15 protein-coding genes are annotated in these 17,890 nt (G+C 64.8%); 3 read left to right on the forward strand and 12 right to left on the reverse strand.

Translation table 11 applies throughout. The features are described 5' to 3' along the window. Position 1: 1 nt before the first annotated feature. The 12 genes from frr to NMB96_RS13710 all read right to left on the reverse strand — a co-directional run bounded on the left by frr (position 2) and on the right by NMB96_RS13710 (position 12,969). Positions 2-559 (reverse strand): ribosome recycling factor, encoded by a 558-nt coding sequence (gene frr / locus NMB96_RS13655; protein ID WP_006452832.1) that lies wholly within the window; start codon positions 557-559, stop codon positions 2-4. A 189-nt stretch (positions 560-748) separates the two neighbouring features. Then, complete coding sequence (gene pyrH, locus NMB96_RS13660; protein WP_006452833.1) at positions 749-1,471, reverse strand: UMP kinase; 723 nt, start codon at positions 1,469-1,471, stop codon at positions 749-751. Between the two features lie 106 nt (positions 1,472-1,577). Next, positions 1,578-3,101: a sensor domain-containing diguanylate cyclase gene (locus tag NMB96_RS13665; protein ID WP_023903438.1), complete on the reverse strand. Its 1,524-nt coding sequence runs from the start codon at positions 3,099-3,101 to the stop codon at positions 1,578-1,580. A gap of 282 nt (positions 3,102-3,383) precedes the next feature. Then, a complete protein-coding gene (gene tsf / locus NMB96_RS13670) occupies positions 3,384-4,262 on the reverse strand; it encodes a translation elongation factor Ts (protein WP_023903439.1) in 879 nt (292 codons plus the stop codon). Between the two features lie 170 nt (positions 4,263-4,432). Next, complete coding sequence (rpsB, locus tag NMB96_RS13675) at positions 4,433-5,272, reverse strand: 30S ribosomal protein S2 (RefSeq protein WP_023903440.1); 840 nt, start codon at positions 5,270-5,272, stop codon at positions 4,433-4,435. Between the two features lie 567 nt (positions 5,273-5,839). Further along, positions 5,840-6,763 carry an IS110 family RNA-guided transposase gene (locus tag NMB96_RS13680; RefSeq protein WP_183086592.1) on the reverse strand — a complete coding sequence of 308 codons (924 nt, stop codon included), beginning with the start codon at positions 6,761-6,763 and terminating at the stop codon, positions 5,840-5,842. A gap of 418 nt (positions 6,764-7,181) precedes the next feature. Continuing rightward, complete coding sequence (locus NMB96_RS13685) at positions 7,182-7,889, reverse strand: fimbrial biogenesis chaperone (protein WP_023903441.1); 708 nt, start codon at positions 7,887-7,889, stop codon at positions 7,182-7,184. 2 nt (positions 7,890-7,891) lie between these two features. Further along, complete coding sequence (locus NMB96_RS13690) at positions 7,892-8,218, reverse strand: hypothetical protein (protein ID WP_023903442.1); 327 nt, start codon at positions 8,216-8,218, stop codon at positions 7,892-7,894. Between the two features lie 48 nt (positions 8,219-8,266). Next, positions 8,267-9,301 carry a Csu type fimbrial protein gene (locus tag NMB96_RS13695; protein WP_183086836.1) on the reverse strand — a complete coding sequence of 345 codons (1,035 nt, stop codon included), beginning with the start codon at positions 9,299-9,301 and terminating at the stop codon, positions 8,267-8,269. Beyond that, positions 9,298-11,649, reverse strand: a complete 2,352-nt coding sequence (locus NMB96_RS13700) for a fimbria/pilus outer membrane usher protein (protein ID WP_043889098.1) — start codon at positions 11,647-11,649, stop codon at positions 9,298-9,300. Before NMB96_RS13700 ends, NMB96_RS13695 begins: the two co-directional genes overlap by 4 nt. Before the next feature lie 16 nt (positions 11,650-11,665). Then, complete coding sequence (locus NMB96_RS13705) at positions 11,666-12,436, reverse strand: fimbrial biogenesis chaperone (RefSeq protein WP_023903446.1); 771 nt, start codon at positions 12,434-12,436, stop codon at positions 11,666-11,668. An 8-nt stretch (positions 12,437-12,444) separates the two neighbouring features. Then, complete coding sequence (locus NMB96_RS13710) at positions 12,445-12,969, reverse strand: Csu type fimbrial protein (protein ID WP_043909063.1); 525 nt, start codon at positions 12,967-12,969, stop codon at positions 12,445-12,447. A gap of 318 nt (positions 12,970-13,287) precedes the next feature. Between NMB96_RS13710 and map the strand changes: the two genes are divergently transcribed. From map to dapD, 3 genes are read left to right on the forward strand one after another with little or no spacing between them, the layout of a single operon-like run. After that, positions 13,288-14,064 (forward strand): type I methionyl aminopeptidase, encoded by a 777-nt coding sequence (gene map / locus NMB96_RS13715; RefSeq protein WP_043889100.1) that lies wholly within the window; start codon positions 13,288-13,290, stop codon positions 14,062-14,064. Next, positions 14,061-16,670 (forward strand): [protein-PII] uridylyltransferase, encoded by a 2,610-nt coding sequence (locus NMB96_RS13720; protein WP_023903448.1) that lies wholly within the window; start codon positions 14,061-14,063, stop codon positions 16,668-16,670. Before map ends, NMB96_RS13720 begins: the two co-directional genes overlap by 4 nt. Positions 16,671-16,687: 17 nt before the next feature. After that, entirely contained in the window at positions 16,688-17,887 is a 1,200-nt protein-coding gene (dapD, locus tag NMB96_RS13725; RefSeq protein WP_255085039.1) for a 2,3,4,5-tetrahydropyridine-2,6-dicarboxylate N-succinyltransferase, read from the forward strand. Positions 17,888-17,890 lie beyond the last annotated feature (3 nt).

Genomic DNA, 17,890 nt, shown 5'->3' on the forward strand with positions numbered 1-17,890 from the left:
ATCAGACCGTCATCAGTTCCTGTTCCTTGCCCTTGACGACCTCATCCACGTCCTTGATGGCCTTGTCGGTCAGCTTCTGGATGTCGTCTTCGGCGCTGCGCGCCTCGTCTTCGGTGACTGCCTTGTCCTTGAGCAGATCCTTGACCTGCTGGTTGGCATCGCGCCGGATGTTGCGGATGGCCACCTTGCTGTCTTCGCCTTCGCCGTGCACGGACTTGCTGAGCTCCTTGCGGCGCTCCTCGGTCAGCGGCGGCAGGTTCAGACGGATCACGGTGCCGACCACGGTCGGGGTCAGGCCCAGATCCGAGGCATAGATCGCTTTTTCGACGTCCTTGATCATGCCCTTGTCGAACAGGCTGATGACCAGCGAGCGGCCTTCGGAGACGCTGATGCTGGCAACCTGATTCAAGGGGGTGTCGGTGCCGTATGCCTTGACCTTGATGTTGTCCAGCAGCGCCGGAGAGGCGCGGCCGGTACGCACGGTGGTCAGGGAATGGCGCAGAGCATCGATGCTCTTGGTCATGCGCGTGAGCGCGTCTTGTTTGATCTGGTTGAGCATCGCCGGAATCCGTGTGGAGCTGAATCCGGGGATTATAGCCGGGACTGCGTTTTGAGACTTGCCGGCTGGCAGGGTCCTGCGCAGCCGGTTCACTTGCGGCGCCGCTTCAGCCCGGCGACGCTATCGGTCAGGTATCAGCGCAGTTCCTGGAACGGCGCTTTTGCGATTCCCCAATCCCGATTCCCAACCTCAGCTCCGGCCCTGAACCAGCGTGCCGATCTGCTCGCCGTGCAGGATGCGCAGCAGCACGCCGGGCTCGCTCATGCCGAAGATGCGCAGCGGCAGGTCGCTGTCGCGTGCCAGGGCGAAGGCGGCGGTGTCCATCACTTCCAGGCCCTGCATGATGACCTGGTCGTAGGTCAGGGTGTCGTAACGCACCGCATCGGTGTGCTTCTTCGGGTCCTTGTCGTAGACGCCGTCGACCTTGGTTGCCTTGAGCAGCAGGTCGGCACCGATCTCGATCGCGCGCAGCGCCGCACCCGAGTCGGTGGTGAAGAACGGGTTGCCGGTGCCGGCGGCGAAGATGGCGATGCGGCCCTTTTCCAGATGACGGATCGCGCGCCGGCGGATGAAGTCTTCGCACACGTCGTTGATCTTGATCGCGCTCATCACGCGCACCTTGGCGCCGAGCTTTTCCAGCGCGTCCTGCATGGCCAGTGCGTTGATCACGGTGGCCAGCATGCCCATGTGATCGCCGGTGACGCGGTCCATGCCGCTGGCGGCCAGACCTGCGCCGCGGAAGATGTTGCCGCCGCCGATCACCAGTGCGACCTGCGCGCCGGCCTGCTGCGCTTCGATCACTTCATGGGCGAGGCGATTGATGACTTTGGGGTCGATGCCGTAATCCCCGTCTCCCATCAGCGCCTCCCCGGAAAGTTTGAGAAGAATGCGGCGATAGGGAAGTGCAGACATGGGGGAACCTCGGTGTGGGGGATCGGCAAACGCCGGCAAGTCTAGCGGAAGCCTGTCACCGGGCGTGGTAAAAATTCGCTTGTCGGGGCGTGACGTGATGCGTTGCTCAGTGCGCGCGCAGCGGCTGCGGGGCTGGCACATCGGTCGCATCGTAAGCGGTGACACGGTTGCGGCCGCGATGCTTGGAGCGATACAGCGTACTGTCGGCAGCCTGCAATAAATGCTCGATGCTCTCGAACTGGCGGCCGCCGCCGCCATGCGTGGCCAGCCCTGCGGAGAAGGTGATGTGCAGCGGGCCGCTCTGCAATTGCGCCATCGGCGTGCGTGCGGTTTCGACCAGGATGCGCTCGATCACCATCAATGCGGCGTCGGCTGTGGTGTTGGGCAGGATCACCAGGAATTCTTCGCCACCATAGCGGGCGACCAGGTCGCTGGTGCGCACCATCCGCTGCAGTGTCTGCGCAAAATTACGCAGCACTTCGTCGCCGATCAGGTGCCCATGCGAATCGTTGACGCGCTTGAAGTCGTCCAGATCGATGAAGGCGATCGACAGCGGCCAGCTCTGGCGTGATGCAAGCTCGAATTCGTGCTCGAGCGCAGTGCCGAGCTGGTGCCGATTGAACACACCGGTGAGTGCGTCGCGGCTGGCCTGTTCGGCCAGATGACGCATGCGGTTTTCCGATTCGTCGGCATGCCGGCGCGCTTCGGCCACATCCTGCAACTCGCGCAGGCTGCGCAGCATCGCCAACTCGCGGGCCTGCTCGAAGATCATCTGGATGTGCTCGGGCTGCGGTACGCGGATGTCGAACAGGGCTTCCAGTTCGGGCAGCGATTCGGCGATGCGCTCGATCACTTTTTCGAAGCGTTCTGCGTCCAGTTCCAGCACCTGCTGGGCCTGCTGTTGCGCGTGTTCGGTGGCGGTGACCGCGCTGGCCGACAGCCAGATATCGGCCAGCCGTCCGGACAGCGCGACACAGGCCATGAACGGTTCCAGGCTGGCTGGCTCCTGTTCGCTTTGCGCGATCGCGTTCTGCAGATACGGCGGTAACTGCCATTGATGCGCAAGCCAGGCGCCGACCTCGGCATGGGTTGCGCCAAGGTGCTCGCGCTCGGCTTCCAGCAACGCGGTGTTGTCCGGTGCCTGTTCCAGCAGCGGCGCATACAGCGCGGGTGCGCCTTGCAGCAGGGCCAGCTTGCCGATGTCCTGCAGCAGGCCGGCCAGCATCAATTCTTCGGGTTTGCGGATGCCGTAGGCCTGCCCGAGGATGCGGCTGGCCAGTGCGCACAAGCCGGCACGCCGCCAGATACGATCGTGCAGCGGATGCGCGGTGAAGGTGCTGCGCACGCCGTGCACCATCGAAAACCCAAGTGCCAGGCTCAAGGTGGCGTTGAGGCCGAGCATGGTCAGCGCCTGGCCGAGGTTGTCGATGCGGCGGCGGCTGGCGTACAGCGGCGAATTGGCAACGCGCAGCATGCGTGCGCTCAATGCCATGTCCATGCCGATGACATTGGCCGTCGCGGTCATGTCCACATCGGGGTCTTGCGCAAGTTCAATGATGCGCAGCGCGACGCCGGGCGGCGATGGCAGATTGCGGCAGTAGTGCAGGGCGGCTTGGAGGTCTGGTTGCATGATTCATCGCCGACGGTGAGCGCAAGCATACAGCTGCGTTCGTTGAGTGGGGCACGCCAAGCTTTGCCATCGCTGCGCTGCGATATGCGCGTTCTGGACGCTGAGAGCCTTGTCGGCATTCAGATTTAGCGGCCACCGTCACAACATCTGTAGAGTCGAGGTCGGTTGTCGGTGCGGTGTATGCGTGCGCTTCAGCTTTGAGCGTCGGTGCGGATGCGCATCAGGTTTCAGGCAAAAAAAAGCCGCGGCATGCCGCGGCTTTTTTTTTGCGTGTGGCGAAGATCAGGCCAGGCCGGCCTGCTTCATCACTTCGGCGGCGTAGTCTTCCACCACCTTCTCGATGCCTTCGCCAACGGCCAGGCGCTGGAAGCCGATCACCTCTGCACCGGCCGCCTTGACGGCCTGCTCGACGGTCTGATCGGTGTTCAGCACGTACGGCTGACCGTACAGCGTGACTTCGTTGATGATCTTGCTGATCTTGCCGCTGATGATCTTTTCCAGGATCTCGGCCGGCTTGGACTTGTCCTTCTCGGACATCTTGGCCAGTTCGATTTCCTTTTCCTTCGCAACGAACTCGGCCGGAACGTCGGAGGCCTTGACGTGCGGCGGGTTCATCGCGGCGATGTGCATGGCGATGCCGCGTGCCAGCTCGATGTCGCCACCCTTCAGCTCGACCAGCACGCCGATGCGGCCGCCGTGCACGTAGGCTGCGACGTTGTTGGCGCTGTCGATGCGCACCAGGCGACGCACCTGCAGGTTCTCGCCGACCTTGGCGATGACCGCAGCGCGGCGTTCTTCGATGGTCTCGCCGCTGTCGAGCTTGACGCTCTTCAGCGCTTCGGCATCGGCCGCATCCGAGTTCAGCGCAGCGGTGGCCACGGTCTCGGTGAAGGCCAGGAAGTTCTCATCCTTGGCGACAAAGTCGGTTTCGGAATTGATTTCGACCAGCACGGCCTTGCCGCCGGCCTGGGCGGTCGCGATGCGGCCTTCGGCGGCAACACGGTCGGCCTTCTTGTCGGCCTTGGCCAGACCCGACTTGCGCAGCCATTCGGCAGCGGCGTCGATGTCGCCAGCGTTTTCGACGAGTGCCTTCTTGCACTCCATCATGCCGGCGCCAGTGCGCTCGCGCAGTTCCTTGACCAGGGAAGCAGTGATTTCCATGGAATTACCTCGTTTGGACGAATGCATGCGGCGGAGATGTTCCGCCAATGAGGAGACGGCGCAATGTGCTGGCCGCCCCCGTAGATGTCTTCAGTGGCCCGGGCGACGGGACGCCATGGTCCCGTCGGGGCTGCGGCCGCACAGCATGGTGCGGCCGCATTGCAGGCCGATTACTCGGCAGCAGGAGCAGCCGGAGCTGCGGCATCGGCCGGAGCGTCAGCCTTCTTTTCGGTCTTCTCGGCCTTCTTGGCCGGGGCGCGACGGCCCTTGCCTTCGTCGGCGGATTCGGCCGAGAACTCTTCTTCGCGCACGGAGGCGGAGTTCGGAGCAGCAGCCTTGCCTTCCAGCACGGCGTCGGCAGCGGCGCGTGCATACAGCTGCACGGCACGAATGGCGTCGTCGTTACCCGGGATGGCGTAGTCGACCAGGGCCGGGTCGTAGTTGGTATCGACCACGGCGATCACCGGGATGCCGAGCTTCTTGGCTTCCTTGATGGCGATATCTTCATGGCCGATGTCGATCACGAAGATCGCGTCGGGCAGGCGGTTCATTTCCTTGATGCCGCCCAGCGAGGCGTCCAGCTTCTCGCGCTCGCGACGCAGGCCCAGCACTTCGTGCTTGACCAGCTTCTCGAAGGTGCCATCGGTCTCGGCCGCTTCCAGTTCCTTCAGGCGCGCAACCGACTGCTTGACGGTGCGGAAGTTGGTCAGCGTGCCGCCCAGCCAGCGCTGGGTCATGAACGGCATGTTGCAACGCTCGGCTTCTTCCTTGATGGACTCGCGCGCGCTGCGCTTGGTGCCCAGGAACAGGATGGTGCCGCGCTTCTGCGCGATCGAGGAGAGGAAGTTCATCGCGTCGTTGAAGAGCGGAACGGTCTTCTCGAGGTTGATGATGTGGATCTTGCCGCGCGCGCCGAAGATGTACGGCGCCATCTTGGGGTTCCAGTAGCGGGTCTGGTGACCGAAATGGACGCCGGCTTCCAGCATCTGACGCATGGTGACTTGGGGCATTGAAGTAATTCCTGGTAGCGGAATCGCCGTGCGCGGCTGTTGTTGAAAAGTCCGCACATGGATGTGCGGGCTGTTGCGAGGGACTCGCATCAAAACGCACGTGATTCCGGGGTTGGGCTTCCCTGTCGCCTCCGTGTCGAACCCCTCGCGGGGCACCCCGGCACGGATGGCGGCGGCAGGTGTGAATTCGTCGGTGACGTCCGACGTGGACGACGCAATGCGTAAAGACGCAAAACAGCCGGCGGAGTATAGCCGGCAGGGCGCGTCTGCGCAATTGGTCGGCTTGGGGACGTCCAGCTGCGCTGAAGCTCAACAGCTTGGGCGCCTTGAGAGGTTCATTGGAGGTGTGGATGCTTCGGGGGCAGAGCAGTTGGTCTGTTGATTGACTGCGGGGCCCTTGCCCGCCCACCATTGCGGGACACGCCGCAAGTACGTCCGTGTAGCAACTGTGTTGATCAGGACCTCAACCCGCGACCTTTGAGCGGTTTCCTTCAGGCGCGTTCATCGGTAGGTGCCGGCCGCTGGCCGGCACGCTTTTTTGCGTTTGCGCATGGCCGTCAAATGCGCTCAGGCGGGCTGCATGGCGGCTCTTTCATCGCGCACGCGCGCATTGAGGATGACCAGCATCTTGCGCATCACCGCCACAAGGGCGACCTTGCCCTCCTTGCCGCGTGCCCGCAGCGCTCTGTAAAAATCGCGCAGACGTGGCTCGTGCCGAGCTGAGGACATGGCCGCCATATACAGCGCCTGTCGGATGTCGGCTCGGCCTCCGCCAATCCCCCGTTTACCTCGCATCGCGCCGCTGTCGCGCGAGAGCGGGGCAACGCCAACCAATCGGGATATCTGCTTTCCGCTGAGCGTCCCAAGCTCTGGTAACCGGCACGCCAGCACGGCCAGCAGCACCGGACCGACCCCTTTGAGCGTCTTCAACGCAGCCAGGTGCGGTTGCTCGGTGAGTAGCGTCTTCAGCTGCCCGGCGATCAGTTTGTCTAACCGCGCCACACTGCGCACAAGCTGGTTCACGTTGCCCTGCAGCAGCTTGCGCAGCGCTTTTTCCGCAACCTGCAGCAGCTGCTGCCTTGCTGTTTTCAACAGATCCACCAGTTGCCGACGGGCACGCACATGCTCGCCCAGATCGCGCTGCCATGGTTCCAGTGGAACATACTGATGGAGCTCCATCTTCTCGGCCATGCAGGCCAACATGGCGGCGTCCAGCCGGTCGGTCTTGGCCAGTCCCAAACCGTTGGCCAAGTTGCGTGCCCGTTGCGCATTGACGCGCGCCACCGGCAATGCGGCGTGATGCAAGGCATCCAGCGCTGCCAGCTCGTAGCCCCCGGTCGCCTCCAGCACCACCTGCCGCACCGACAGCGTATTCAGCCAATCGACAAGCTTCCGATGACCGCCTGCGGTGTTGGTGAACTGACGGGTCTGGCCTCGAAAAACCGCAACGTCAAGAGAGTGTTTGCACACATCGATCCCGATTCCGCTCATGGGAAATCTCCGCTAGGCTAGAAATGTCGAGAGCTCCCTCGCCTGCCCAGTCTTATCGTTTCGAGTGTCACCTCGGGCAACTGTTCGGGCGAATCAAGGGAGAATCCGGCGTGGGTACCAAGCTACACGGCGATCGCTGAGATCCAGGCTCTCACGGTGGCCCACGCCGGCTCTCGACACCTAAACTGCCAGATTCCGAACAGATAAGGCTCTTACGCGGCATCCATGCCGCGTAAGGTCCCGCGATGGTGGGAGGGCAAGGACCAGTGGAGATGGCTGGTGTGCATCGTTGCGAGCAGTGAATGCGACGCGGCGGTCAGATGTGGTGCGGCCTGATCAGCTCAGTTCGATCCAAACAACTGAGCGGTTTCGTCAGCCACTCTAATGCTGCCCCGATTCCCAATTCCCAATTCCCGATTCACGGCTCAAGCGTCAGCGTGGTCTCGATGTCGCTGTTGATGCGCGCCACGAAGCGGCCGCTGCCGGTGGGCAGGTTGGCCGGTAGTGCCCATTGGCGGGTTTGGCCTGGCAACACGTAACCGGCCAGATCATCACGGATGCTGCGGCGAGTGCCGCCAGCATCGATGTAGGCCAGATCGGCCAGCCGTGCATGGCTGAGCCCGGCATTGTGCACGCTCAGTGCGCGTCCGCCGCCGTGGCCGGACAGGGTGGTCCGCAGTACCGGATTCGGTTCGGCTGGCTGGCTGGGCAGGGCGAACACCGGGGTGGAATAACGCAGCAACTCGGTTTCGTCGCCGGTGGCGTGTTGGGTCACCACCAGTCGATAGCTGTCTTCGGTCTGCACCGGGCTGGGGCCGAGCCGGATCACCCGCAACAGCTGGCGCCCTTGCGACGGTATCTCGAAATGATTCGGGCTGACCGTGGCGCCGGTGGCGGGTTCAAGTACTTCGCGCTCGCCATCCTGCCGCCAGCGGTAGAGCTTGGCTTCGGCGCGCCATGGCAGCGCGGCCTGGTTGTAGAGCCAGACCGTTGCCTGATCGCTATCGGCCGGGATATGCGCAGTGGTCGGTGCGATGGCGATCTCGGCAGCGACGGCGCCGCCGTCGATTGCGACGCAGGCCAGCGCAACTGCGAGCCAGCAATGAAGGGAGCGTCGCGTGGCCATGGTCAGAACGCGATCGTGGTGATGCGTGCGGCGGTGGCCGGCGCCGGGCCTGCCAATGCGCTGGCGTCCTGGCCCGTGCTTGCGATGGCCGGTGTTTCGGCGGCACGCGCCGGCTGGGCGATCGCCATCGGCGTGCCCCTGGAACAACTGGCGCGCGGCGGCGTGGTGCGCAGCTCGCAGCCGCTGAGCAGGCGCAGGCCGATGTGCAGGGTGGAATTTTCCGGGCCGCGGCTGGCCGCAGCATTGGCCACAGACGCGCTGCAGAACAGAGCAAGCAGCATCAGGCGCTTCAGGAGGGTGACCGGCATCATGAAGGCAATCGTTTGCATTGGAGACGTAACAAATAGCGACGTCCCGGATGCGAACTTGATTAACTGTCAATAAGTGATGGAGACGGTCACCGTGTCGTTGTAGTCGCCTGCGATGGGGAGTTGCGGTGCGGGCGCGCGGCCGTAAACGGTCACCGTCTGGGCCACTCCGTTGCCGGTGCCGCTGAGCGTATCGACGCCGATGCTGGTCCCCCAACGGCTGCCGCGGCCGACGTCTCTGTAGAGCTCATAGGCGATGTAATTGGCGCTGCTGGAATGCCGCATGCGTCGGAGACTGCCCGTGGCGTTGATGCCGTCGCCCAGGCCGATGTTCCAGGCGGTGCGGTTGGTGCAGGTCAGGCTGATGGTGGAGCTGCGGTCGATGGCGGTGTTGATGGTGCCGGCAATGCTGCCGAAATCCAGGTCGGTGGTGACGTAGGTATTGCAGCGTGCCGGCACGTTGGCCGAGGCGGTGAACGGGAAGGCGTTGCTGGCGGTCTTGGCGCCGCTGCCGCCGGCCATGCAACTGCCCGGAAGCGGTGGGATGCCGATGATGCTCTCGTTGTAGGCATAGCGCAGCACGGTGTCGGCGCCGCCGAAGCTGCTGGTGTGGTTGCCGACCGACAGGATCTGGTTGGCCGGAATGCGTCCGTACAGCGTGATGGTGGCCGTCTGCGAGCCACCGGTGATCACCGGGACGCCGTACGACAGCGTCAAGGTGCGCGGCGACGGCGTTGTGGATCCGGTGGCACCCCAGATCTGGGTGCGCGTGGCATCGCTGTAGACCTGGAAGTCCAGGCTGTCGCTGGTGGAGTTGAGCATGCGGCGCGGTGCATACAGCCCGCTGCTGGCGCTGCCTGGCCCCAGGTCCAGGCAAAGGCTTACTTGTGCATAGCCCAGGACGCTGAGCGCGGCGGTTGCGCAGGAGACGTTGAGCGTTGCCACTGCATCGGTGGTGCCATTGGCGGCGACATTGCCGAATGCCAGCGGGGTGCCGAGGGTGACCGTACAGGTGGTGTCGGCATGCGCGCGCTGATTTGGTGCAAGCCATAGCGTTGCGATAGCCAGCGCAAACACCAGGCGCCAGAGGCCGTGCAGGTTCATGGCGTTTTCTGCTCGGTGACGCATTGCAGTGGTCCCACCCGCGGAATGCCGCTCGGGTGGGCCGGATAGGTGAACTGCGCGCTGCAGCGGCCCTGCGGCAAGTCGACCAGCAGGTGGTTGTGGCTCTGTAGATTGTCCAGATAGGTTTCGCCGTCGTAGCCGACCACCACGCGTTCGGCATCGCCCTCGCGCTGCACCACGCTGCCCACCGGCAGCGGGGCGCCTTGCGCGTCGTGCAACACGATGATCGCCGCGCGTACGCGGGTGATGCCGAAGCGCACCGCGACGCCGGATTGCTGGCGCGGCGTCACTGCGGTATCGACGCGGTCCACGCGCAGATCCGCCGGCAGGTTCAAGGTGTCGATCGACAACTGGTTGCGCTGCCACGATTGCAGCGGGGTGACCAGCAGCGTGCCGCGCGCATCGGTGACGCCGATCAGGCGATTCTCCAGCCGTACCGGAATGCCGGCCTGGCCGTCGGTGGACACCACCGCAAACGCATCCTGGATATCGCGCGCGGCAAAGCCACGCCCGTTCATCCACACCAGGCTGCCGCTGGCGCTGGCATAGCCGAAGTTGTCGCCATCCTGATTGGCTGCGCCGAGGTTGTAGCGGCCGACCCGGTTCAACCAGCCAAGTTCGGCCAGCCCGCCGCTGGCATCGTCGCCGGCACGCCCCTGCAGGCGCCAGCCGATGCCGCCCAGGTCGCCGTCGCCAGGCAACGGCTGGCTGACATCGGCCACAAATCCGGTGCGATTGCCGTTGCGCTGCATCGAGGCGCTGGCCTGACGCAGCTCGCCGAAGGTGGTCGATAGCGACAGATACAGGCTGCGATCGCTGCGCACGTCCAGGTTCTGATTGCCGGACAGATTGGCGGCCCAGTTGCGCCCGAAACTGCGCGACCAGAACACGCTGGCATAGCGCGAGGTGTCGCCTTGCGGATAGCTCAGCCGCACGTAGCTGGTCCCGAGTGAGCCGATCGGAGCGACGTTGACGCCGAACACCGCGCGGTCGCTGATGCGTGCCGGCAATGCGCCCTGCAGCGCGCCCAGGTCGCGGTAGTCGCCATGGGTGCGCTGGGTGCCGAGATTGAAATTGAAACGACGGTTGTTCCAGGCATAACCCAGCACGTACTGGCCGCCACGCAGCGCATCCATCTGGCTGTGCGCATAGGCGAGGTTGAACACCCCGCCCACGCCAAGCAGCCAGATCCCGCCGGCCCCGGCGTTGACCACGCCGCCGCCGGCTTCGGCATGCGCCTCGATGGTGAAATCGTCGCGCAGGCCCTTGCGCAGGGTGGCGCTGGCGACCGTGCGCGCATCGTAGGAAAACGAGCGCACGCCGTAGTCCTGGCGCAGGTGGCCGATCCCGGCCGACCATTCGGAGATGCCGCGCGCCAGCAGTTGCGGGGTGCCGTAAAACGCGAAGTCCAGCCGGCGCACGCGGCCGAACGCATCGGTCACCACGATCTGCGCCTGGCCGGTGCCGCTGATGCCCGGTTGTGCGGCCAGCTGAAACGGCCCGGCCGGCACCTGGCCGCTGTATTGGCGCAGGCCATCGACATACAGCTCGATGGTTGAAGGCACCGCCGCTTCGCCCAGAAAACTCGGCGTCGGCGTCAACACGCGATAGGGCTGCAAGGCGTAATTGCGGCCGATCTGCACGCCGCCCAGGCGGATCGAGCGGCTCCAGTCGACAAAGCCGCTGTAGAAGTCGCCGACCGTCAGGCTGGTGGCTGTATCCGGGAAATCCATCTGCCAGGCGCTGTCCAGGCGCACCGCTTCGCTGCGCCAGCGCTGGTCCTGCGGACGGTCGTAGGCCAGGAACACGGCGGTGGTGTCGACCATGCCGCGGCCGATGCCGAAGCCGCGCAGTTCGGTCGCCAACGACACGCTGCTGGCACCGGCATTGCGCGTGGCATAGACGTCGTAATTGAGCAGCATGCCCGGGGAGGCGGTGGCGCTGGGCGGGGCGACTTCTTCGGCTTTCAATACCGTGGTGGAGAGCGACAGCTGGGCCAGCGGCACCTGCAGCGCCAGCCGCTGCAGCGCGGCGTCGTAGCGCACTTCCACATCGGGCAGGCGATCCAGATCGACCAGCTCGCCGGCGCTGCGGTCGGCCAGGATGAAGCCTAGCTTGCGCAGCGTTTCGACCGACCCACGCAGGTGGCCGTCCACCAATTCGAACGGCGCCAGGCCGCGGTCGGCCTGATTCAGGGTGACATCCAGGTACAGCGTCTGCGGCAGTGCGCTGGCGCTTTGCGGGGTTTGATCGGGCAGCGCGGCAACGTCGGCCAGATCGACAGCCGCGGCGCTTCCCAGGCAGGTGGCGGTCGCGAGCAGCGTCATCGCCAGCCGGGCCGTGTCACGGCGCTGTCGGCGTTGCCAACAGGGTGCGTTCGTCCGCCTCACCATTGATCCTTGCGATGATGGTGCCGCGGGCGAACTGCGCCAGCGGTGCACCCAGCGACCAGCGCATGGTCTGGCCGGGCAGCACATAGCCCACCAGTCCGTTCAATGTGGTCTTGGTCGCGCCATCGACCCGATGCTGCAGGTCGGCGACCTGGGCATGCCCATTGCCGGTGTTGCTGATCTGGATCTGCGCATTGCCGTCGCTGCCGGCCACCACTTGCGTGCTCAAGGTCGGCGTGGGCTCGGCTTTTCCAGGCGGCAGCACGAAGATCGGCACCGAGTAGCGCAGCACGAACTGCATGCCCTTGCGGTCGGCATCGGCATTGGGCAATTCGTCGACGATGATGCGGTAGCAGACTTCCTGCCTGGTCGGCGCAGGCCCGGCGCGGATCACCCGGATCAGCTGGCGCTCGCCGGCGGCCAGGGTGCGCATCGGTGGGCTGACCAGCAGTTCCTGGGTCGGGTCGAGCTGGTCCTGCCCGTCTCGCTGGGTCCAGCGATAGGCGCGGGTCTGCACCTGCACCGGCACGCCGCCGCTGTTGCTCAGCCACAACCCGTCGGCGGACTGTTCTGCGCTCAGCGTCAGCGAGGTCGGTGCCAATTGCAGGCTGGCTGCGCGCGCCGATAGCAGCGGCCAGGCGCTGCTCAGCGCGAGCGTCAAGACCATTCCGGTCGTGACCAGCCACGCCGGCATGCGAGACGACAGGCGGTGGTGCAAAGGCATGCGCGCGCTCAATAGACGATCGTGGCGGTGATCGTGTCCTGGTACGCACCGGTTGCCGGATTGTTGGCGGACGGGTTGGTCACACGGCCGTAGACCGGATAGACCTGGTTGATGCCGGTGGCGGTACGACTCAGCGTATTGGTGCCGCTGGTGCTGCCCCACACCGTGCTGCGGCCCAGATCCTGGTACAGCTGGTAGGCGATGAAGTTGTTGGTGGTGACCAGCGCATCGGTGTTCTTCATGCGGCGGGTGGTGACGTCGTTGGCGGTGCCGGCATTGCTGCCTGCGCTCAAGGCGATGTTGTACGGCGTCAACGCGGTGCACTGCGCGGTCACGCTGCCGTTGGCGTCGGCATTGGCGGTCGAGGTGGACAACACCGAGCCGAAGTCGACGTCCGTCGCAGATGCCGCCGTGATGGTGCAGGCCTTGGTGACGGCGATCTTGACGTTGAATGTGGTGGTATCGGCTGCTGTGGCAACGCCAATGGTCGAGAGCAGGCCGAGGGACAGCAGGACAGGACGGACAGTACGCATGGACATTTCCTTGACCGGTCTGGTCATTGGTGACGCGACGACGTGTCGCCCTTCCTCCAATGCATCAGCTGTGCCAAACGATAACGCCGAATTCACGCGCTATCTAGCTGTTTAATCTGATTCTTTTCGCAAAATTGGGATGTCCTGCGGATGACTCCGTTAATGGAGAATTTGACGCTTTCTGAACTATGTCACACATGAATGCGCGGTGACGCCAGTTTTTTGCTGCACCGCCCGCTTCCGCCGTAACGGCGTGTTTTGCAAAAAACGGCTGCGCGGGTCGTTCAGATTCAGCCCGAATCGGCGATAATCCGGACCATGAGCGTCAATCTAAAAACCAAAGAAGAAATCGAACTGATGCGCGTCGCCGGCCGCCTGGCCGCCGAGGTGCTCGACATCGTGGCCCCGCACGTGCAACCGGGCGTGACCACTGCCGAGCTGGACCGCATCTGCCACGACCACATCGTCAACGTGCAGGGCACCATTCCTGCCAATGTCGGTTATCGCGGCTTCCCCAAGAGCGTGTGCACCTCGGTCAATAACGTGATCTGTCACGGCATCCCGAGCGCGGCCAAAGTCCTGAAGGAAGGCGACATCGTCAATATCGATGTCACCGTCATCAAGGACGGCTGGCACGGCGATACCAGCCGCATGTATTACGTCGGTACGCCGTCGGTGATGGCCAAGCGCCTGGTCGATACCACCTACGAAGCGATGTGGCGCGGCATCCGCGCGGTCAAGCCGGGTGCGACGCTGGGCGATGTCGGCCATGCGATCCAGAAGTATGCCGAGGCCGAGCGCTTCAGCGTGGTGCGCGATTACTGCGGCCACGGCATCGGCAAGGTCTATCACGACGAGCCGCAGGTGATGCATTACGGCCGTCCCGGCGAAGGCCTGGTGCTCAAGCCCGGCATGACCTTCACCATCGAGCCGATGATCAACGAAGGCACCTACCACCATAAGACGCTGCCCGATGGCTGGACCGTGGTCACCAAGGACCGCAAGTTGTCCGCGCAGTGGGAACACATGGTCGCGGTGACCGAAGACGGCGTGGATGTGCTGACGCTGTCGCCGAACGCGCCCGCCCCGGTATGACGGCCACGCCGGCGGATCGACCCGACCCGGGTGTCGCCGGCGATGCCGAGTGGGCCGCGCAGGCCCGTCCGCTGCTGGTGCATGCGGACATGCGGCTGTGCAAGCGCTTCGATCAGGGTGAACCGATCGAACGCCTGGTGGCCTTGCGCGCACGCGCGGTCGACCAATTGATGCGCAATGCCTGGACGCGCTGCATCCCGGGCGATGCCGGGTTGTCGTTGCATGCGGTTGGCGGTTACGGGCGCGGTGAACTGTTTCCGCGTTCGGACGTGGATGTGCTGGTGCTGGGCGAAAGCGCGGTGCAGCAACAGCACGAGCAGGCCCTGGCGCGCTTGTTCGCGTTGCTGTGGGATGTGGGCCTGCCGATCAGTCATGCGGTGCGCTCCGCTGCGCAGTGCACCGCCGCTGCAGCCGACCAGACCGTGCTGACCGCATTGATCGAATCGCGCCCGCTGGTTGCAGGGAGCGAGGCGCGCGCGGCACTGGCCGCAGCGATCGCCCCGCAACGGGTGTGGCCGGCGCGCGAATTCTTCCAGGCCAAGCGCGAAGAACTGCTGGCGCGGCATCAGCGCTTTGGCGACACCGCCGACAATCTGGAACCGGACATCAAGGACGGCCCTGGCGGCTTGCGCGATCTGCAGACGCTGGGCTGGATGGCGCTGCGCGCCTTCGGCGTCAAGGATCTGGAAGCGCTGGTCGGGCTTGGCCATGTCGGCTTCGACGAGGCTGCGGCGCTGCGGCGCGAGCGCGAAGAACTGGCGCGGCTGCGGTTCGGTCTGCACATCGTCGCCAACCGGCCGGAAGAACGCCTGCGTTTCGATTACCAGAAGACCCTGGCCGAGCGGCTGGGGTTTGCCGACGACCCGGAAAGCCTGGGCGTGGAAAAGATGATGCAGCGCTTCTATCGCAGCGCTGCATTGATCCGCCGCATCAGCGACCGGTTGTTGCAGCGCTTCGAAGAACAATTCGATGGCGAAGCGGTACCGGAACCGATCGGTGGCGGCTTCAGCCTGCGCCGCGGCTATCTGGCGGCCGACGCGGATGATTGGCCGGCCGGCGATGTGCTGCAGGTATTCGCGTTGTTTGCGCAGTGGGCGGCCCATCGCGAGGTGCGTGGCCTGCATTCGCTGACCGCGCGCGCGCTGGCCGAGGTGCTGCGCGAGCTGCCGGCTTACGACGTGGCCGACGCCACCGCGCGCGACCGTTTCATGGGGCTGCTGCGCGGCCCGCGTGCGATGGAAACGCTCAATCGCATGGCGCGCCTGGGCGTGTTGGGCCAGTGGATTCCCGCATTCGCCAGCGTGTCTGGGCGCATGCAGTTCGACCTGTTTCATGTCTACACGGTGGACCAGCACACGCTGATGGTGCTGCGCAATATCGCGCTGTTTGCGGCCGGTCGCGCCGACGAGCGTTTTTCGATCACGCATGAAGTCTGGCCGCGCTTGCGCAAGCCGGAATTGCTGCTGCTGGCCGGTCTGTTTCACGACATCGCCAAGGGCCGTGGCGGCGACCATTCCGAGCTGGGTGCGGTGGATGCGCGTGCGTTCTGCCAGGCGCATCGGCTCAGCGAAGGCGATACCGCCTTGGTGGCCTGGCTGGTGGAGCAGCATCTGCGCATGTCGGTGACCGCGCAGAAGCAGGACATCTCCGACCCGGAGGTGATCCATCGTTTCGCCACGCTGGTGGGCACGCGCGAACGGCTGGACTATCTGTATCTGCTGACCTGCGCCGACATCGCCGGCACCAGCCCCAAATTGTGGAATGCCTGGAAGGACCGGCTGCTGGCCGATCTGTATTTCGCTGCGCGCCGCGCCTTGCGCGAAGGTCTGGAACATCCGCCGCCGCGCGAAGAACGCCTGCGCGAAGCGCGCGAGTCCGCGCGTGCGCTGATGCAGGCGCAAGGCCACGACGATGCCACCATCGATCGTCAGTTCGCCGGCATGCCGGACGAGAATTTCCTGCGTTTCCGTCCTGAGCAACTGGCCTGGCAGGCGGTGTCGCTGATCGAAGTGCAGATCGGCCAGACCACGGTCAAGGCGCGTCGCGCAGTGCCGGACAACGACGCACTGGAAGTGTTCGTGTATTCGCGCGACCGTGACGGGTTGTTCTCGGCGATCGTCTCCACGCTGGATCGCAAGGGTTACGGCATCCACCGCGCCCGCGTGCTGGATGCACCCAACGATGCCATCTTCGACGTGTTCGAAGTGCTGCCGCAGGACAGCTCTGCCGATGGCGACCCGCAGCGTCTGGCTGCGGCCTTGCGGCAGGTGCTGGCCGGCGACCTGCAGAAGGTGCGTCCCTCGCGGCGTGCGGTGCCGCGCCAGCTGCGCCATTTCCGCTTTGCGCCGCGTGTGGAATTCAGCGAAAGCGCTGGCGGCCGCCGCACCCGCATCAGCCTGGTCGCACCCGATCGCCCCGGCTTGCTGGCCGACGTGGCCAACGTGTTGCGCCTGCAACACCTGCGCGTGCACGACGCGCGCATTGCCACGTTTGGCGAGCGCGCCGAAGACCAGTTCCAGATCACCGACGAGCACGACCGCCCGTTGTCCGAATCCGCCCGGCAGGCGCTGCGTGATGCGCTGTGCGCCTGTCTCGATCCCACCTAGCACCTCCGGAGACCCCCATGGCTACCAAGAAGACTGCGCGCAAGCAGAGCGCGACCACGACCAGCGCAGCGCCTGCGCGCGCGAACGCAAAAACCAGCAAGACCAGCGGCAAGCCAAGTGACAACAAGTCGGTCGGCAAGCCGGTAAGTAAGGCAGTCAGTAAGTCAGGCAAGCTGCCTGTTGCGCGCAAGGCCACCGCTGTCGCAGCTGCCGACACCAAGGCTGCTGCCAAGAAGAACGTTGCAAAGAAAGTCGCTGCCAGCGCACCGCGCGTGGCCAAGCAGCCGACCAGCGTGGTGTCTGCGCCGGCGGCCAAAAAGGCTGCCGCTGCGAAGAAACTGCCGATCGCCGAAAAGGCCTTGCACAGCGTTGCCGCGCAGGTGGGCACCGACGAACTCAAATTCGGTATCGAGAGCGCATTCGAGCGCCGCGCCAGCTTGACCATCGACGAAATCGACGGCTCCACCCGCGCCATCGTCACCCGCGTCATCGACGGATTGGAGAGCGGCGAGTTCCGCGTCGCCGAGCCGGACGGGCAGGGCGACTGGACCGTCAACGAGTGGTTGAAGAAGGCCGTGCTGCTGTATTTTCGTGTCAACGAGATGGCGGTGATCGAGGCGCAGCCGGCGCCGTTCTGGGACAAGGTGGAATCGCGTTTTGCCGGTTTCAACGAGGCCGAGTTCCGCAAGGCCGGTGTGCGTGTGGTGCCGGGCGCGGTGGCGCGTCGCGGCAGCTATTTCGGCAAGGACGTGGTGCTGATGCCGAGCTTTACCAATATCGGCGCGTACGTCGGCGAAGGCAGCATGGTCGACACCTGGGCCACGGTGGGTTCGTGTGCGCAGATCGGCAAGCACTGCCATCTGTCCGGCGGCGCCGGCATCGGCGGCGTGCTGGAGCCGCTGCAGGCCAGCCCGACCATCATCGAAGATCATTGCTTCATCGGCGCGCGTTCGGAAGTGGTGGAAGGCGTGGTGGTGGGCCATCACAGCGTGATCGGCATGGGCGTGTTCATCGGCCAGAGCACGCGCATCTACAACCGTGCCACCGGCGAAATCTCGTATGGCTATGTGCCGCCGTATAGCGTGGTGGTGTCCGGGCAACTGCCGTCCAAGGATGGCTCGCACTCGCTGTATTGCGCGGTGATCGTCAAGCAGGTGGATGCCAAGACGCGCAGCAAGACCAGCGTCAATGAGCTGCTGCGTGGCCTTGCCGATTGAGCA

It is taken from the genome of Xanthomonas hortorum (genome assembly GCF_024339125.1).
Classification (GTDB): domain Bacteria; phylum Pseudomonadota; class Gammaproteobacteria; order Xanthomonadales; family Xanthomonadaceae; genus Xanthomonas; species Xanthomonas hortorum.